The organism is Acetobacter sp. DmW_136 (genome assembly GCF_008690365.1).
GTDB lineage: Bacteria > Pseudomonadota > Alphaproteobacteria > Acetobacterales > Acetobacteraceae > Acetobacter > Acetobacter oryzifermentans.
In genome coordinates this window covers 1-15,010 of sequence record NZ_VHON01000023.1, presented here as the reverse complement: position 1 = coordinate 15,010, position 15,010 = coordinate 1, and the positions used below count along the sequence as shown (strand labels likewise).

16 protein-coding genes and 1 tRNA gene are annotated in these 15,010 nt (G+C 50.1%); 8 read left to right on the top strand and 9 right to left on the bottom strand.

The genetic code is table 11. The features are described from left to right. Positions 1–151: 151 nt before the first annotated feature. The gene (locus FKW31_RS08205) at positions 152–763 is read left to right on the top strand and encodes a glutathione S-transferase family protein (protein WP_150178272.1); all 612 of its coding nucleotides are present in this window, start codon (positions 152–154) and stop codon (positions 761–763) included. A gap of 21 nt (positions 764–784) precedes the next feature. On the opposite strand, the gene fdhD is transcribed toward FKW31_RS08205, so the two are convergent. Together fdhD and FKW31_RS08195 are read right to left on the bottom strand one after the other, a co-directional pair. Further along, the gene (gene fdhD, locus FKW31_RS08200; RefSeq protein ID WP_150178271.1) at positions 785–1,627 is read right to left on the bottom strand and encodes a formate dehydrogenase accessory sulfurtransferase FdhD; all 843 of its coding nucleotides are present in this window, start codon (positions 1,625–1,627) and stop codon (positions 785–787) included. Next, positions 1,627–2,256: a molybdenum cofactor guanylyltransferase gene (locus FKW31_RS08195; protein ID WP_150178270.1), complete on the bottom strand. Its 630-nt coding sequence runs from the start codon at positions 2,254–2,256 to the stop codon at positions 1,627–1,629. The genes fdhD and FKW31_RS08195 overlap by 1 nt, the downstream gene beginning before the upstream one ends. Before the next feature lie 107 nt (positions 2,257–2,363). On the opposite strand from FKW31_RS08195, the gene mobB reads away from it, so the two are divergent. After that, a complete protein-coding gene (gene mobB / locus FKW31_RS08190) occupies positions 2,364–2,894 on the top strand; it encodes a molybdopterin-guanine dinucleotide biosynthesis protein B (RefSeq protein WP_150178269.1) in 531 nt (176 codons plus the stop codon). On the opposite strand, the gene FKW31_RS08185 is transcribed toward mobB, so the two are convergent. The 6 genes from FKW31_RS08185 to FKW31_RS08160 all read right to left on the bottom strand — a co-directional run bounded on the left by FKW31_RS08185 (position 2,891) and on the right by FKW31_RS08160 (position 10,175). Further along, positions 2,891–4,150, bottom strand: a complete 1,260-nt coding sequence (locus tag FKW31_RS08185) for a molybdopterin molybdotransferase MoeA (protein ID WP_150178268.1) — start codon at positions 4,148–4,150, stop codon at positions 2,891–2,893. The two genes, mobB and FKW31_RS08185, sit on opposite strands and share 4 nt — an antisense overlap. A 7-nt stretch (positions 4,151–4,157) precedes the next feature. Then, positions 4,158–5,081 (bottom strand): formate dehydrogenase accessory protein FdhE, encoded by a 924-nt coding sequence (gene fdhE, locus FKW31_RS08180; RefSeq protein WP_150178267.1) that lies wholly within the window; start codon positions 5,079–5,081, stop codon positions 4,158–4,160. Beyond that, positions 5,081–5,734, bottom strand: a complete 654-nt coding sequence (locus FKW31_RS08175) for a formate dehydrogenase subunit gamma (protein ID WP_150178266.1) — start codon at positions 5,732–5,734, stop codon at positions 5,081–5,083. Before FKW31_RS08175 ends, fdhE begins: the two co-directional genes overlap by 1 nt. Beyond that, positions 5,734–6,669, bottom strand: coding sequence for a formate dehydrogenase subunit beta (gene fdxH, locus FKW31_RS08170; RefSeq protein ID WP_150178265.1), 936 nt, complete (start codon positions 6,667–6,669; stop codon positions 5,734–5,736). Before fdxH ends, FKW31_RS08175 begins: the two co-directional genes overlap by 1 nt. A 9-nt stretch (positions 6,670–6,678) precedes the next feature. Continuing rightward, positions 6,679–9,732, bottom strand: coding sequence for a formate dehydrogenase-N subunit alpha (gene fdnG, locus FKW31_RS08165; protein ID WP_150178264.1), 3,054 nt, complete (start codon positions 9,730–9,732; stop codon positions 6,679–6,681). A gap of 369 nt (positions 9,733–10,101) precedes the next feature. Further along, positions 10,102–10,175: transfer RNA gene (locus FKW31_RS08160), tRNA-Gln, on the bottom strand. Between the two features lie 194 nt (positions 10,176–10,369). Here FKW31_RS08160 and FKW31_RS08155 point away from each other — a divergent pair. After that, the gene (locus tag FKW31_RS08155) at positions 10,370–11,494 is read left to right on the top strand and encodes a Ppx/GppA phosphatase family protein (protein WP_238332777.1); all 1,125 of its coding nucleotides are present in this window, start codon (positions 10,370–10,372) and stop codon (positions 11,492–11,494) included. Next, positions 11,491–12,282 carry an RlmE family RNA methyltransferase gene (locus FKW31_RS08150; protein ID WP_006117202.1) on the top strand — a complete coding sequence of 264 codons (792 nt, stop codon included), beginning with the start codon at positions 11,491–11,493 and terminating at the stop codon, positions 12,280–12,282. The genes FKW31_RS08155 and FKW31_RS08150 overlap by 4 nt, the downstream gene beginning before the upstream one ends. A 26-nt stretch (positions 12,283–12,308) precedes the next feature. Here FKW31_RS08150 and FKW31_RS08145 read toward each other — a convergent pair whose 3' ends face one another. Further along, the gene (locus FKW31_RS08145) at positions 12,309–13,202 is read right to left on the bottom strand and encodes an ROK family protein (RefSeq protein ID WP_150178263.1); all 894 of its coding nucleotides are present in this window, start codon (positions 13,200–13,202) and stop codon (positions 12,309–12,311) included. Positions 13,203–13,317: 115 nt separating this feature from the next. On the opposite strand from FKW31_RS08145, the gene FKW31_RS08140 reads away from it, so the two are divergent. The 4 genes from FKW31_RS08140 to FKW31_RS16555 form a co-directional block, all read left to right on the top strand. Next, positions 13,318–13,569, top strand: a complete 252-nt coding sequence (locus FKW31_RS08140; RefSeq protein WP_035350809.1) for a sulfurtransferase TusA family protein — start codon at positions 13,318–13,320, stop codon at positions 13,567–13,569. A gap of 71 nt (positions 13,570–13,640) precedes the next feature. Next, a complete protein-coding gene (locus tag FKW31_RS08135) occupies positions 13,641–13,895 on the top strand; it encodes an exodeoxyribonuclease VII small subunit (protein ID WP_003630879.1) in 255 nt (84 codons plus the stop codon). A 1-nt stretch (position 13,896) separates the two neighbouring features. Next, positions 13,897–14,835 (top strand): polyprenyl synthetase family protein, encoded by a 939-nt coding sequence (locus tag FKW31_RS08130; protein ID WP_150178262.1) that lies wholly within the window; start codon positions 13,897–13,899, stop codon positions 14,833–14,835. A gap of 4 nt (positions 14,836–14,839) precedes the next feature. Continuing rightward, a partial coding sequence (locus FKW31_RS16555; protein WP_150178261.1) for a 1-deoxy-D-xylulose-5-phosphate synthase N-terminal domain-containing protein occupies positions 14,840–15,010 on the top strand: 171 nt, incomplete at its 3' end.

Sequence of the window (15,010 nt, the reverse complement as noted above, 5' to 3'; positions counted from 1 at the left end):
CAAGAGCCTGAAAAACCGAAGGCTTTCACGCAACATATGAAGCATTCATGATAATTCGAAATAAGAAGGTGAACGCTGGGCAAAAATAGCCGTTAGTATGCTGAAGCCAAATTCTGCGTGACATAAACTCGATAAAAAGGACAAAAACACTATGATAAAATTATATTACACTCCGGGTGCCTGCTCTTTAGCATCGCATATTATTTTAAATGAAACACGCCTGCCCTTCGGTCTGGAAAAAGTAAACCTGGAAACCAAGACATTGGAAGATGGCCGAGATTATCTTAAGATCAATCCACGTGGTGCTGTTCCTGCCATCGAAATTTCACCCGGAGTAGTGCTTACCCAAAACGTGGCTATTCTCCCCTATATTGGCAACCTTTCTGATATTGCCGCCTTCCGGCCAGCAGAAGGCTCATTAGATCGCTCACGCCTGCTGGAAGCTCTGGGTTTTTGTGAAGATGTGCATAGTGCTTTTGGTATACTCTTCACCCCCGATCTGCCTGATACCACACGCGCACTTTGCCAAAAAACAGTAACCCGGCGGTTGGAACAGCTTGAGCAATTGCTAGAAAGCAATGGCACAGACTATTTACTTCCTGCTGGGTTTAGTCAGCCTGACGCCCTTATGGCCGTGATTTTAAGTTGGGCCGCCCCTTTGGATATTGATCTTGCTGCTTACCCCAAAGCACGCGCATTACGAGATAAAGTGTTTAACCGCCCTGCCACACAGGCCGCCCTTAAGGCAGAAGGTTTAGTGTAAGCCAGCAACTCTCCTGCCCTGCTAGATACTTTCTTGATCCTGTGGGGCAGGAGAAACCATATACATACCGGTTGTACGTGCTGGAGAAATCAACACCAATCCTGCGGCACGCGCGGTACGCACAGCAAGCGCCGTAGGCGCAGAAAGAGACACCACGGCGGACATGCCAGCAGCCACAGCTTTTGCGGCCATCTCATAAGAACAGCGGCTCGTTAAAAAACAAAATCCCTGCGTGAAATCTAGTTGATGCCTGAGCCCATACCCTATTAGCTTATCCAAGGCATTATGGCGGCCAACATCCTCTCGCATATGCACAATATGTCCATTAGGCAAACACCACGCGGCAGCATGCAGCATACCAACGCCTTTATTCAAAACCTGATGGTTTCGTAAGTTTTCAAATGCTTTATGGATTGCGTTTGCATCAGGCTCCTGCCCTATTACACCACATATTTTACGGTTTGTTATGCTTTCCATGTCGGCACCACAAATCCCACACCCTGTCCGCCCTGCTATCGGGCGGCGCGTGCGTGCCAGTACCTTGCGCAAGGATTCTGCATTTACGCGCACATCAGCCCGCAAGCTATCAGGCTGTGCTGTTATTTTTATTTGTCGTAAATCTGCACCGGAAGAAATAATATCTTCTGTAAAAGAAAAACCTACAATAAAATCATCTATATCATGCGGTGTTATCATCATGACCGCATAATCAATACCATTGTATATTAACGCGAGAGGTGTTTCCTCTGCTACCATAAGCGTGTTGTGCTCTCGCGCCACAACTACGCTTTCATGCCCTTGCGGCCAGCTTATCCGCTCTGCTTCATACGGAAGCGCTACAGAAAAGGATATATTTTCTGCCATCACCCATTTCCTCTTGCAGCATCAACCTTACACACAGAAGCGCAATATTTTTGTGCACGCATAAGATCTTCAGGCGTGTTAATATTCATAAAAGGATCCACTCCCTCTATTAGAGGAAAATCTACAGCACGTGCTTCCAAAACATGGGTAAGTGTACGCACACGTGTTTGATGCTTTTTATTCTCCGCCGTTAGGAAAGATAACTGTGCCGCCAACACTGGCTTGGCAGAAACAGGCCATGCAGCCACCAATGGGTGAGATTGCCCCCCACAACACGCATACGAAGGGGCTGGCACAAGTGCAGCCACAAGCCCCACAGGAATAAACGGCGTATCCACCGGTATTGTTATGAGTGTATCGTAACCGCACTTTTCTGCCCATTCCAATCCGCTTAACACCCCAGCCAATGGCCCTACATTATGTATGCTGTCTGACAAAACAGGGCATTGCCAGGCACTAAAGCGTGCAAAATCACCATTAGCGCTAATAGCTACGGCGCTGCATTCGTGCTGCAACCGTGCAAAAACACGATCTAGAGAAAAGCCATTCCCTGTATCCAAAAATGCCTTATCCTGCCCATGCATTCGGCGCGCTTGTCCGCCTGCCAACACCAGTCCGGCTATTTTCATGTCCATTCCACCCTTTTTGAAAATATCTTTCTTGTTGATTCTAGTTTTTACTTTTTACACATTCTAAAATCTAAAGGATTTTTATATGTCTTATTGGTTTTGCAAACATGACATCTCAACGTACGCAGCTTATTTTTGGCATTATCGGCCGCAGTGGGGCCGGTAAAACGCATTTAATATCACGGTTGCTTCCTGCTTTTTGCCATCTCGGTTGGCGCGTCTCAACCATCAAACACACGCATCATGGTGTAGATATGGACAAACCCGGCAAAGATACGTTTGTACACAGGCAAAATGGCGCTACAGAAGTTATGCTAGCCACCACTGAACGATGGGTGCTTCAGCATGAATGCAATACCCTTCCCACTATATCTGATTTGCTCCAGCGTATGGAACCGGTAGATCTGGTATTGGTAGAAGGCTTTCATGCAACTATGCCTACATGCATGGAAGTATGGAGGCCCACCATAGGAAAAACCCCTTTATTCCCGCAAACGCCGGGGGTTGTTGCTGTGGCATCTGACAATTCCAACATACCAAATATTCCAAACAATCTTACTGTTCTGGATCTGAATGATACAATGGCTATTGCAGCATATATTCGTGCGCACGCTTATGCGTTCAAATTACCAAACTAACTTGTAAAAGGTATCATCTGACACATATCCCCCACCTGTAGAGTTTCCCCAGCCGAGACTTTCACAAAACCGGTAGCCCGTGTGAGACAAAGAATATCAGAGGCCCCAACAGACGGCACAAGGCTAATAGAGTTTTCTCCCTTATTTTCTGTAAAATGCACTGGCAGAAAACAGGTTGTATCTGTTGCCGCAACATAAGAAAAACGGCTTTGCCCTTCTGTTGCTATACTTGCATTTGCCTCATACTTTTCACCCGCCAGACAATGCAAAAATGGCACAACAAACAGTTGGGCACATATAGCTGCCGCTGCTGGATTTCCGGGCAGACAGAATACCATTTTCTGGCCGAGCTGCATGACTGTCATGGGCTTGCCGGGACGTATTTTAACACGTCGAAAAAGACATTTAGCCCCCATCTGGTTAAGGACAGACAAAACATGATCAGTCTGCCCAACAGAAATACCTCCCGTGGTGATAAGAATATCAGCTTCCTGCACGCACTGATAAAGGAGTTTATGTAAATCCTCCGCGCTGTCTGAGCCACATACATAACGCGTGACCAATGCACCTTTACTTTGCAGCATTGCTGCTAGTAACTGTGTATTCAGTTCCGTTCGGCAATCTGTTGCTGTTGCGCCAAATTCTGCTCCATTGGCCACAACACAAATTTTGGGGCGTTTATATACAGCTACCTGTTTCTTACCTTGGTGCACCAATATAGGTAAATGCCGCCAATCCAGTTTTTGGCCGTGTTCGAGCAGCATATCACCTTTACAGAACTCCTCCCCTTTCCGCCGAATGTTCAAACCACTTCGGGCGGTCTGTTCCCGCAGATGTACACGCCCATCCATTATGGATGCGCGTTCCTGCGCCACAACACAATCAGCTCCTACAGGAAGGCGTGCCCCCGTAAGAATGCCGTATGCAACATCTTGACCCAAGGGTGGTGGAGTATCCCCCGCCGCTATTTGCCCAACAAGAGGCAGACCTGTGTTCCCCGATTTTTCCATATCAGCACAACGGAAGGCATACCCATCCATTGCTGAAATATCAGCTTCTGGGCGCGGCATCACTGCCCTTACATCCTCTGCAAGAATACGCCCATCTGCCTGCGCAATAGATACAAACTCTATTGGAAGTAATGGTATGTTTTGCATGCAAGCGGCAAGAAGTGCTTGTGCTTCATCATACCCCACCATATCTGGCGCTGTGCATTTTTGTTCTGGAGTGGCGGAGGCTAATAAAGAACCAACCATACAGCCATTATCCCGGAAATGAGAACGGATTCAAACCTGCGCGCGAAAACCCCTGCTGTTCTACGGCTGTATCCAAAGCAAAGCTATCCAGATCATCTGCAACGGCATCCAGATCCGGCTTATAATCCAACCGAAAAACCTTTAGATATGTTTTGCAGTCTCCACAGCTTTCGACTTGAACCGGGGCTTTTAAATCTTCAAATGTCCAGTGTTCAACATGAGCAGATGCACCGCACTCCACGCAGATACCACGCACTCTGTGCCAACGTGTCTCACACAAACTGCACTGAAGGTAACGTAACCCCTCACGGTCTCCGCCCAATACAAGACTGGCTACCGGCTGGGCACCACAACAAGGGCATAATCTGGCCTCTCCAACAGGTTGTGTCTGTTGAATATGCTTCTGGTCTTGCCCAACAGCCTGCGCCCAAGAAACAGATAAAGCGGCCCATAGTATAACGGCTAACCCGGCATCAACCTGCGTATAATTCCCGCGCAACAGGTGAATGGCCGACTTTTTTAAAGCTGGCATATCCTGCCTGTAGCTTTCCAACATTATGTGCGTTTCTTCTGGAACAACAGATTTTACTTGCTGCACCAAAAATAAAAACGCCTGTTGCCAGTATGGTATTGCCAGCAACAACTTTTCAAGCTGATCTTGATCACATCCCTGCTTTGGCAAAGCACGAATAGCAGAACCGTCTGCCACACTCAGCGACATATGTTTCAAAATCTGCTGCTGTGCCAAAACAAGATGAGAAAGAAATTTAAAATATCCTCCCTCCGCCTCACCCCGTTGTTCTGCCAGAAAACGTAGCCGTTTTTCCCTGCGGGTATATACAGCTTCCAGAACCGGAAAAATCAGTGGCTCAATAGCCTGCACGCCCGGCGTGCGTTTATCCAGCGGGACAATATCGGTTTCAGCACGCATCAATGTGGCCGCTTTGCAGAAGATGTTTCAGCAGGCAATACTTCCTCTTCATACCATCGATCATGATGCTGCCGCGCCCACGCACGGGATACGTAGCCTGTAATCATACCGCCAATAGAACCCCGTACCCATATGCCCATATAGATATGCCCCAACACCAACAGAATAAGTCCAAGCCCTGCAACAGAATGCGCCAGCAAAGCCAGCCGCACCACAGGGATGGAAAAATACATGGCAAAATAGGCGCGCCAGATTATTAACCCACTTACCAGAAGCAGGCTGATAAGTGACATAATGCCCCAGAACAATATCTTCTGGCCTGCATTGTATTTGCCGATCTGTAATTTCTCACCATGCTTGTTCATCAGCACATCAACAATATGGCGAAACCACGTGATATCTGTGCGCACAAACAGGTTGTGGTGCACAAAGCGCACGCACATACACATCAGCAATACAAATACTGTTATACCAAGAAACGGGTGCAGCAACCGCGCCATCTGCGGTGGCCCAAGCACATACCCAAGCCAGTTCAGGCTAGGGAAAAACCATGAGATTCCAGAAAGCGCAACCAGAAAAAAACAGGCAACCATTGTCCAATGGCAAAGCCGATCCATAAACTTTGTGCGCAGTATAAGATTTTGGGTATCCATTACGCATCACTCCCGTTCTGGTCCGGCTTTTCATCTGCCGCCATCCGTTCCTGTTCAGAAACCTTCGGCAATGTTTCATCCGCGGTATTGGGGCCAACGGCCATGTAATGCGCAAAGGCACCTGCCAACGTGGCAACAAAGCCAAGCGCACCAACCGGTTTCAGCCATTCCTTCCAGCCACGTACAACCGGGCTGATATGAGGTTCGGCTGGCAATCTGTGATAAAGAGTTGGATTATCGGCATGGGTCAGCACATACATAACATGCGTGCCGCCTACGCCCGGCGGATCATACAATCCTGCACCTTCATGCCCACGACTTTTAAGATCTTCCACACGCGTTGCCGCCAGATCTTTCATGTCTGCCTTGGAACCAAAAGATATAGCGCCGGTCGGGCAGGTTTTTACGCAAGCGGGTTCCTGCCCTACAGCAACCCTATCTGCGCATAAAGTGCATTTGTAAGCCTTGTTATCTTTTGTATTGATACGCGGAATATCAAACGGACACCCCGCAATACAATACCCACAACCAATGCATTGTTCAGACTGAAAATCCACAATGCCGTTAGCAAACTGCAAAATAGCACCCGGGCTTGGGCAGGCCTTCAGGCAGCCCGGGTCCTCACAGTGCATACATCCTTCCTTGCGCAGCAACCATTCCAGCTTGCCCCCCTCATCCTCCACTTCATCAAAGCGGATGACGGTCCATGTTTCTGCTGTTAGGTCAGCGGGATTGTCATATACACCTACGTTGTGCCCAACCTCGTCCCTTAGATCATTCCATTCCGAACAGGCAACCTGACACCCCTTGCAACCCGTGCAGAGAGAAACGTCAATCAGTTTGGCGACTTCCTGCTCATGCCGTCGCGCCTGAGGTGATGGTGTAAGCCCATTGGTGGCGGAACGGCGAATGATGTCCTGTGACTGCATGCTCATCAGCGCACCTCAGACTTTTTCAATATTAACAAGGAAGGCCTTGAACTCTGGGGTTTGAGAGTTTGCATCGCCCATGGCTGGTGTCAGTGTATTGGCTAAAAAGCCTTTACGTGTGGCACCCTTAAAACCCCAATGGCAGGGCACTCCAACCTGATCAACTTCCTGCCCCATCACATTCAGGCGTTTAAGCCGCTTGGTGACTACTGCCTTGGCCTCGATATACCCACGGCGGGAAGACACTCGCACCGTATCACCCGCGGCAATGCCCAGTTTGCCAGCAAGACGCTCCCCTATTTCCACAAACTGCTCTGGCTGCATAATGGCGTTTAGATGTGAATGCTTTGTCCAATGCCGAAACAGCTCTGTAATGGAATAAGTTGTGGCCACATACGGAAACTCTGACGGGCTGCCCATACGCGGTATTTCATCTGCAAATTGTCGGGCCACTGGGTTATGCCGCACCTTGCTCCCCAACGCTGGCGCCAATACCGGGCTTTCTGTTGGCTCATAATGTTCGGGGAAAGGCCCATCTACCAACGATGCCCCCGCAAAAAGACGGCTTACACCTTCACTTTGCATAATAAATGGCCCAACACCGCTACCCGGCGGAGATGTAAGCGGGTAATCAGGCACATCTGCCCCGCCCCAACGCTGGCCATTCCATTCAATAATCTTGCGGCGCGGATCCCACGGGCGCCCCTGTGGATCCAACGATGCACGATTGTAAAGCAAGCGCCTGTTTGCAGGCCAAGCCCATGCCCAACCGGGCGTATTACCCAGACCTGTATCCGTATTATCGCGCCGCGCCATCTGGTTACCGGCCTCTGTCCATGAACCAGCAAACACCCAGCAATAGCTGGCTGTTGTGCCATCATCTTTCAGCACAGAAAAATCAGGCAGCAGCTCCCCTTTTCTAACAACCACCTTGCCTGCGGCATCCTGAATATCTGCCAACGCATAACCATTCGCTTCCTGCGCCACTTCCTCTGGCGTAGGATCTTCCGGGTCTCGGTAGTTCCACTGCATATTTAGAACGGGTTCTGGGCATATCCCCCCTTCCTTCGCGTACAAAGCGCGCAACTTGGTAAAGATGGTACCCAGAATGCGTCCATCATTCCAAGCCTCTCCCGGTGGTTGCGTGCCTGCATAATGCCACTGCAACCAACGTGCAGAATTCACCACTGAACCATTTTCTTCTGCAAAACAGGAAGAAGGCAGGCGGAAAACTTCTGTCTGGATATCTTCAGGCCTTACATCATTGTAAACGCCCTCGTTCTGCCAGAAATTGGATGTTTCTGTATCCAGCGGATCAATTGTTACAAGGAAACGCAATTTAGCTAAGCCATCACGCATACGGTTTTTATCTGGCATGGCAGCAAGCGGGTTAAAGCCCTGCGCAATGTAACCGTTGACCTTGCCTTGCTGCATACGTTCAAAATAGGCCAGCATGTCGTAACTGCGGTCCCACTTTGGCAGCCAATCATACCCCCAGTTATTGGAAGCTGTGGCGTGATCCCCCCAAAGGGTTTTCATCAGACTTACAAAAAACTTGGGCGCATTATGCCAATAATTAACCTCCTTGGGCTCATCCGCCTTTGGGGTAACCGCCAGCAAGTAGGCATCTAATGTTTGCTGGCTGTCTTTAGGCAGATTCATATACCCGGGCAGACGCGTTGAAAGCAGCCCAAGATCCGTATAACCCTGAATGTTGGAATGTCCGCGCAAAGCATTCAGGCCGCCACCGGGCATCCCCACGTTACCCAACAGCATTTGCACCATAGATGCCGCACGAATGATCTGAGACCCGTTGGTGTGATGGGTCCAACCCAGAGCGAATAGGAACGTAGACGTACGATCTGGCACACTCGTAGATGCCAGTGTTTCGCATACATGCAGAAAATCTTTTTCCGGCGTGCCCGTAATTTGGGAAACAAGCTCTGGCGTATAGCGGTTCGTATAGTTACGTAAAAGATTTAGAACACAACGTGGATTTTGAAATGTTGGGTCCTGTTTGGCAAACCCTTGTTCATCGCGCTCGTAATCCCACGAGGTTGTATTGTAGCTGCGCGTAGCGGCATCATACCCGGTAAACAGGCCTTCATGAAACTGAAAGTCTTCACGCACTATCAACGCGGCGTTTGTGTAGGCTTTTACATATTCATGCTGAATTTTATCGTGCGTCAGCAGATAATTGATAACACCCAACATAAAAGCGGCATCAGAACCAGCACGAATTGGCGCATAAAAATCTGCAACGGCTGCACTTCGGTTAAACCGTGGATCAACCACCATAACCTGGGCACCATTGCGGGTTTTTGCTTCCATAACCCATTTAAAACCAACCGGATGCGCCTCTGCTGGATTGCCGCCCATAATCAGAACAACGTTGGCGTTTTTGATATCCACCCAATTGTTGGTCATTGCGCCACGGCCAAAGCTGGCACCCAATGCAGAAACCGTAGGCGCATGACAAAGCCGTGCCTGACAATCCAGCCCCAGAATACCCAACGCCCGCGCAAACTTAAAATCCAGCAGTCCGGTTTCATTACTGGCGGCAGAAGATGCCAGCATACCTGTGCTCAGCCAGCGATTAACCAATTCACCTTTTTCATTCCGCTGAATGAAGTTTTTATCCCGATCATCCTTTAAAAGGCGGGCAATGCGGTCAGTCGCTTCCTTCCAGCTTATGCGTTTCCACTCTCGACTCCCAGGGGCACGGTAAGAAGGATATTGCAGGCGTGTTTCACTGTGAATAAAATCCACCAACCCCGCACCTTTTGGGCACAAAGAACCACGGCTGACGGGATGGTCTGGATCACCTTCAATATGAAAGATGCTGGGCTTGGCATTTTTAGCGCCATCCCCCAATGAATACATAAGTAACCCGCACCCAACCGAACAATAAGTGCAGTTGTTGCGGGTTTCCTTGGCACGCAGCAGCTTGTACTGGCGCGTTTCTTGCGCCAAAGCTTTAACTGGCGGCACAAAACCGAGCGCAACAGCACTGGCACCCGCCACACATGCACCAGTATTCCGCAAAAACTCTCTGCGCCCCAAGGCCATGTAAACCACCCTGATGTTTTATTAAAAAACAGAATGAAGGTTATCTACATTTTTCTTACTGAAGCGTCTTTGATCCGGATCATATTATTTTATCTTTTAACTGTATTTACAATAATACAGACATCCAACAACTTAATTAAATATCTTATGCTTATTGAATATTTAAGTTAAAACTCCATAAAAACCAATGAATACTGCATATCCAAACACAGCACCATTTACAGAAACACAAGAGAGTTATCTTGTTTTTCTGGATGAAATTTCTGTCTATTCTCAAATATTACTTGGCAAACAAATAAGACCGCAACACCAATAAATATTAGCATTGAGAAGTATTGCTTGATATAAATATTATTTCTCAGGAAAAATTGGCTGGGGGACCTGGATTCGAACCAGGGCTGACCGGGTCAGAGCCGGTAGTTCTACCGCTAAACTATCCCCCAGCAAACTGGGCCTTACAGAAACTCTTTAAAGAGCGCTCCCGTTCGGTGAGGCTCATCTAGCATTCCACTTCAGGGCATGCAACCCCTTTTTCCAAAAGAATTTTCATTTTGTCACATATTTGTCTTGCTCCCTGCGCGTGAGAGCCCAAAATAAGAAACAATATGGTTTAACCTCTTGTTTAAGGACCGGACAGATGGATCGTCCCCCCCCCTGGACCGGCCGGTCTGGTAGATTTGTGTCGGCCTCTCCACCTTATAGTGGAGAGGAAGATCTTTTTGCCGCGCTCGATCTGGGAACAAATAACTGCCGCTTAATGGTTGCAACCCAAACAGCAGGTGGATTTAGGGTTGTGGATAGTTATAGCCGTATGGTGCGGCTTGGAGAAGGTCTGCATCACACCGGAAAACTGCATAAAGCTGCCATGGAACGCACCATGGAAGCACTGCAAACATGCGCAGAGCGTTTAAGCAGATGGCCTGTTCGAGAAATCCGTGCCGTGGCGACAGAAGCATGCCGACGCGCAAAAAACGGACAAACCTTTCTTCAGCAGGTTCACCAGCAAACGGGATTTGATATCAAGATCATTTCCGGACGGGAAGAAGCCTGCCTTGCGGTAGAAAGCTGCGCCAATCTGCTACATAACCCACGCTTTGGGCCTCCCCGCAATCGGGCTTTACTGTTTGATATTGGCGGCGGTTCAACCGAAATTGCATGGGTGCGCACAGATTCCACGCGTCAGACAGAAGAACTCATCGGCTATCTCAGCTTACCGGTTGGTGTCATCACACTTTCCGAGCAGTTTGGCCACGCATACAGCACGGATGATCGGGCTTATCGTAAAATGGTGGAACATACGCGCCACCATCTGCGTGAGTTTGAGAACGTCTATCGGATCAAACCGGAAATCAGACGCAAACAAACACGCCTGATAGGTACCAGCGGCACAGTCACAACGCTTGCCAGCCTTATCTTAAATTTGCCGCGCTACGCACGAGCCGCAGTAGATGGCTCCCTACTCCCAGCATCCAGCGCCAGATTGGCTGTGCGCACTTTGCAAAAAATGGGCGCTGATGGCATTGCCCGCCACCCATGCATTGGCCCAGATCGTGCGCCTTTTGTTTTGCCCGGCTGCGCCATCTTTGAGGCCATTCATGATGTCTGGCCAGTAGAAGATATTATTGTTGCAGACAGAGGGCTGCGCGATGGCATGGTTTTGCGTATGATCCGTGGCAAATCGGGTATGGCTTCTCGCCGCAATCGTGCGTCTTTATCTATCCCCCCTCACCTTCGCCACTCCATGCAGGCAACAGGCTTATGACTGAAAAGAAAAACCTCCCTACTGGCAGCTCAACGTTGCGTGTGCCTGGCCGTGCCCGCAAGAGCAGCGCAACACCCGGCAGCCGTTTAGTGCAAAACGATTCTGATGCTCCGCAAAAAATGCGTGCGCAATCGGTTTCATTACGCACAGCACGAGGCCGCACGACAGCCCAGCAACGCTGGCTCTCTCGGCAATTGAATGATCCTTACGTGCAGGCCGCTCATAAACAGGGCTGGCGTTCGCGCGCGGCGTTCAAGCTGATTGAACTTGATGATCGCTTCCACCTTATTCGCCCAGGCATGCGCATTGTAGACCTTGGCGCAGCCCCCGGTGGATGGACACAGGTTCTGGTTAAACGCGGCGCGGCGCAAGTTGTAGGGGTGGATCTTCTGCCTGTGGAACCCGTAACCGGTGCAGAAATTATTGAAGGCGATTTTACAGACCCAGAAATGGATGCACGCCTTATTTCCATGCTGGGCGGCAAAGCTGATCTGGTTGTTTCTGACATGGCCCCCAATACAACGGGCCACGCCCCAACAGACCATGTACGGATTATTGGGTTAGCAGAAGAAGCCTTACACTTTGCTTTTGATATTCTGGCAGAAGGCGGTGGGTTTGTTGCTAAGGTGTTTCAGGGCGGCTCCGAAAAAGCTATGCTCAACACCATGAAACAGGCCTTTACGCAGGTTCGGCACGCCAAACCGCCCGCAAGCCGTAAAGATTCTAGCGAGCTTTACGTGGTTGCAACAGGGTTTCGTCCAGACCGCATCACTGCGCAGACCGCATAGTTTCTACGCGGTCTGCGGCCTCTTTATTAGCCCCAAAGCCAAGCCGCGCCTCTTACGCCTGAGCTATCACCGTGCTTGTTTTTCAACAACTCTGTCTTGCACTCAGGCGTAATCACATAGCGCTTCATAGCATCCGGCACACGTTCATACAGGCAGCTCAGGTTTGAAACTCCGCCACCCAGAACAATTGCATCCGGATCAATAATATTCACGATAAGAGCGCAGGCGCGGCCCAGCCTATCTACATACAAATCCAAGGCGCGTTGGGCCGCAATGTCACCAGCGGCAGCCGCATCCTCAATACCCTGCACGCTGCGGTTCCCCGGCCCTTGCCAAGCTTCTGCCAAAGCTGGCCCGCATAGAAAACGCTCCAGACAACCCGAATTACCACAAAAGCATTTTGGCATGGGGAATTCATCCTCCCTCACCCACGGCAAAGGTATGTGTCCCCATTCTCTGGCAATATCATGCAAGCCTTTTAAGGGCTTACCATCAACAATAATACCACCGCCCATGCCGGAACCAAGAATCACACCAAACACCACATGGCATCCAGCTGCGGCTCCATCAGTTGCTTCCGACAAAGCAAAGCAGTTGGCATCATTTTCAACACGAACGGGAAACCCTAAAACATCCTGCAAATCATCTGCAAAAGGTTGACCATTCAGCCATGTCGCATTCGCATTTTTTACAAGGCGGGTATGCGCATCTACAGCACCGGGAATGCCAACCCCAACAGTGGCATACGGATTTGTGCGGCTATGCGCATCATCAACCAATTTTTTCACGTCACTTAGCAAGCCCTGATACGTACCAGGGTTGCTAACACGATGCCGCAAAACCACCTGCCCTTCGGCATCAAGAGCGACGATTTCGATCTTGGTGCCCCCAATATCGATTCCCAGACGGTAGTCCGACATACTTTTAACCTGCTGTTTTTATTAAACTTTTAACAGAATGTTTCCTGTTGCAAAAGAAAGTGGCACACTTTGCAAACAACATGCCACCAACCTCCTACGGCAGGAACCAGCCAAGATGAATGAAACTGTTCTTGACGCACGCGGGCTTAATTGTCCACTTCCCGTGCTCAAGGCCAACCGTGTTCTCCGAACCATGCAACCAGGAGAGCGGCTTCGAATATTAGCAACAGACCGCGCTTCCATAACCGATTTTCAGGTATTCTGCCGTGAGACCGGTCATGCCCTTATCGCTTTTACGGATGAAAACAGCGTATTCTGTTTTACCGTAAAATGCCGCACCAGCGCGCCTGCAAACAAGCCAAACTAAAAAAATCCTGCCTGCCACACACCACCCAAGACTTGGCAGACCCCTGCATATCGGGCTATTGCCTGCCCCTCATGACGGATAGGAACCCCCGCGCCATGTCGGACAACATCAAATCACTGTCTTTCGAAGATGCGCTTTCCGAGCTGGAAAAAATTGTGCGCGGCTTGGAAGGTGGGCAGCTAAAGCTGGAAGATGCAATAACGGCCTACGAACGCGGGGCTGCCCTACGGCAACATTGTGAGGCCAAGCTTAGCGAGGCTGAAGCCCGCGTGCAGGCGATCGTGCAGCGTTCTGATGGAACGCTGAACATGAAACCTATGGACTGAGATGTCGATGACAAACCCGACACACCCTTCTATCAATCGTGCATCAGATAATGGCGCCCTGCTTAAGCAGGATATGGGCGCGCGCGCCCATGTCATTGAACACACGATTGATACCTTGCTCCCCCCTACAACAGGAGGCGATGCGCGGCTGATCGAAGCCATGCGCTACGCAACACTTGGGGGAGGTAAGCGGTTACGCGGTTATCTTGCCATTGTAACGGCCAGCCTTTTTGGCGTTCCAGAAAGCCAGTCCGCACGCGTCGCCGCCTCTGTTGAAATGCTGCATGCTTATTCCCTCGTGCATGATGATCTTCCGGCCATGGATGATGATGATATGCGGCGGGGCCAACCTTCCACACACCGCAAGTTTGATGAAGCCACAGCCATTCTGGCTGGAGATGCTCTTCAGACCAAAGCATTCGAAATTCTGGCGGCCAGCCAGACCCATGCGGATGCAAACGTGCGTATTGATCTGATTTCCGCTTTTGCCGAAGCATCTGGCGCTGCTGGTATGGTGGGCGGCCAGATGATTGATATGGAAGGCGAGGGCCGCGCACTCCCTCTTGCAGAAGTCCGCCACCTCCACGCACTTAAAACTGGCTGCCTAATCCGTTATTCTGCAGAATCCGGGGCTATTCTGGGGCAAGCATCTCCTGATCTGCGCCGCCGCCTGCGCTCCTATGGTGCAAATATTGGCGCAGCCTTCCAGATTGCAGATGACGTTCTGGACGCAACAGCCACGGCAGAAGAACTGGGCAAGACCGCAGGTAAGGATGAAGCCTCTGGCAAGTCCACCTTCGTAGCTCTGCTAGGTATTGAAGGTGCCAGAGCAGAAGCCCTGCGCGTAACAGAAGAAGCCATTGCCGATCTGGAACCCTTTGGCGCACAGGCAGATCGTCTGCGTGATCTGGCCTATTATGTGATCGAACGGAAAAACTGAACTCATGACCAATCAGCCCCACACTTCACCGATTCCGACGTTAGGGCGTTTTCCTGCGCTGGACCGGGTTGAGTATCCGGCGGACCTGCGCAATCTCTCGGTTGAGCAGCTTAAGCAGGTTGCGGATGAACTGCGGGCCGAAACGGTGGACGCGGTTTCCACCACGGGGGGGCAC

What these genes read in the sequence shown, in the direction of transcription:
- FKW31_RS08155 (WP_238332777.1), top strand. Translation starts at nt 10,370, where the DNA reads ATGGATCGTCCCCCCCCCTGGACCGGCCGGTCTGGTAGATTTGTGTCG.
- FKW31_RS08135 (WP_003630879.1), top strand. Translation starts at nt 13,641, where the DNA reads ATGACGGATAGGAACCCCCGCGCCATGTCGGACAACATCAAATCACTG.
- FKW31_RS08205 (WP_150178272.1), top strand. Translation starts at nt 152, where the DNA reads ATGATAAAATTATATTACACTCCGGGTGCCTGCTCTTTAGCATCGCAT.
- fdhE (WP_150178267.1), bottom strand. Translation starts at nt 5,081, where the DNA reads ATGCGTGCTGAAACCGATATTGTCCCGCTGGATAAACGCACGCCGGGC.
- FKW31_RS08130 (WP_150178262.1), top strand. Translation starts at nt 13,897, where the DNA reads ATGTCGATGACAAACCCGACACACCCTTCTATCAATCGTGCATCAGAT.
- FKW31_RS08185 (WP_150178268.1), bottom strand. Translation starts at nt 4,150, where the DNA reads ATGGTTGGTTCTTTATTAGCCTCCGCCACTCCAGAACAAAAATGCACA.
- FKW31_RS08145 (WP_150178263.1), bottom strand. Translation starts at nt 13,202, where the DNA reads ATGTCGGACTACCGTCTGGGAATCGATATTGGGGGCACCAAGATCGAA.
- fdxH (WP_150178265.1), bottom strand. Translation starts at nt 6,669, where the DNA reads ATGAGCATGCAGTCACAGGACATCATTCGCCGTTCCGCCACCAATGGG.
- fdnG (WP_150178264.1), bottom strand. Translation starts at nt 9,732, where the DNA reads ATGGCCTTGGGGCGCAGAGAGTTTTTGCGGAATACTGGTGCATGTGTG.
- FKW31_RS08175 (WP_150178266.1), bottom strand. Translation starts at nt 5,734, where the DNA reads ATGGATACCCAAAATCTTATACTGCGCACAAAGTTTATGGATCGGCTT.
- FKW31_RS08140 (WP_035350809.1), top strand. Translation starts at nt 13,318, where the DNA reads ATGAATGAAACTGTTCTTGACGCACGCGGGCTTAATTGTCCACTTCCC.
- mobB (WP_150178269.1), top strand. Translation starts at nt 2,364, where the DNA reads ATGACATCTCAACGTACGCAGCTTATTTTTGGCATTATCGGCCGCAGT.
- FKW31_RS08150 (WP_006117202.1), top strand. Translation starts at nt 11,491, where the DNA reads ATGACTGAAAAGAAAAACCTCCCTACTGGCAGCTCAACGTTGCGTGTG.
- fdhD (WP_150178271.1), bottom strand. Translation starts at nt 1,627, where the DNA reads ATGGCAGAAAATATATCCTTTTCTGTAGCGCTTCCGTATGAAGCAGAG.
- FKW31_RS08195 (WP_150178270.1), bottom strand. Translation starts at nt 2,256, where the DNA reads ATGAAAATAGCCGGACTGGTGTTGGCAGGCGGACAAGCGCGCCGAATG.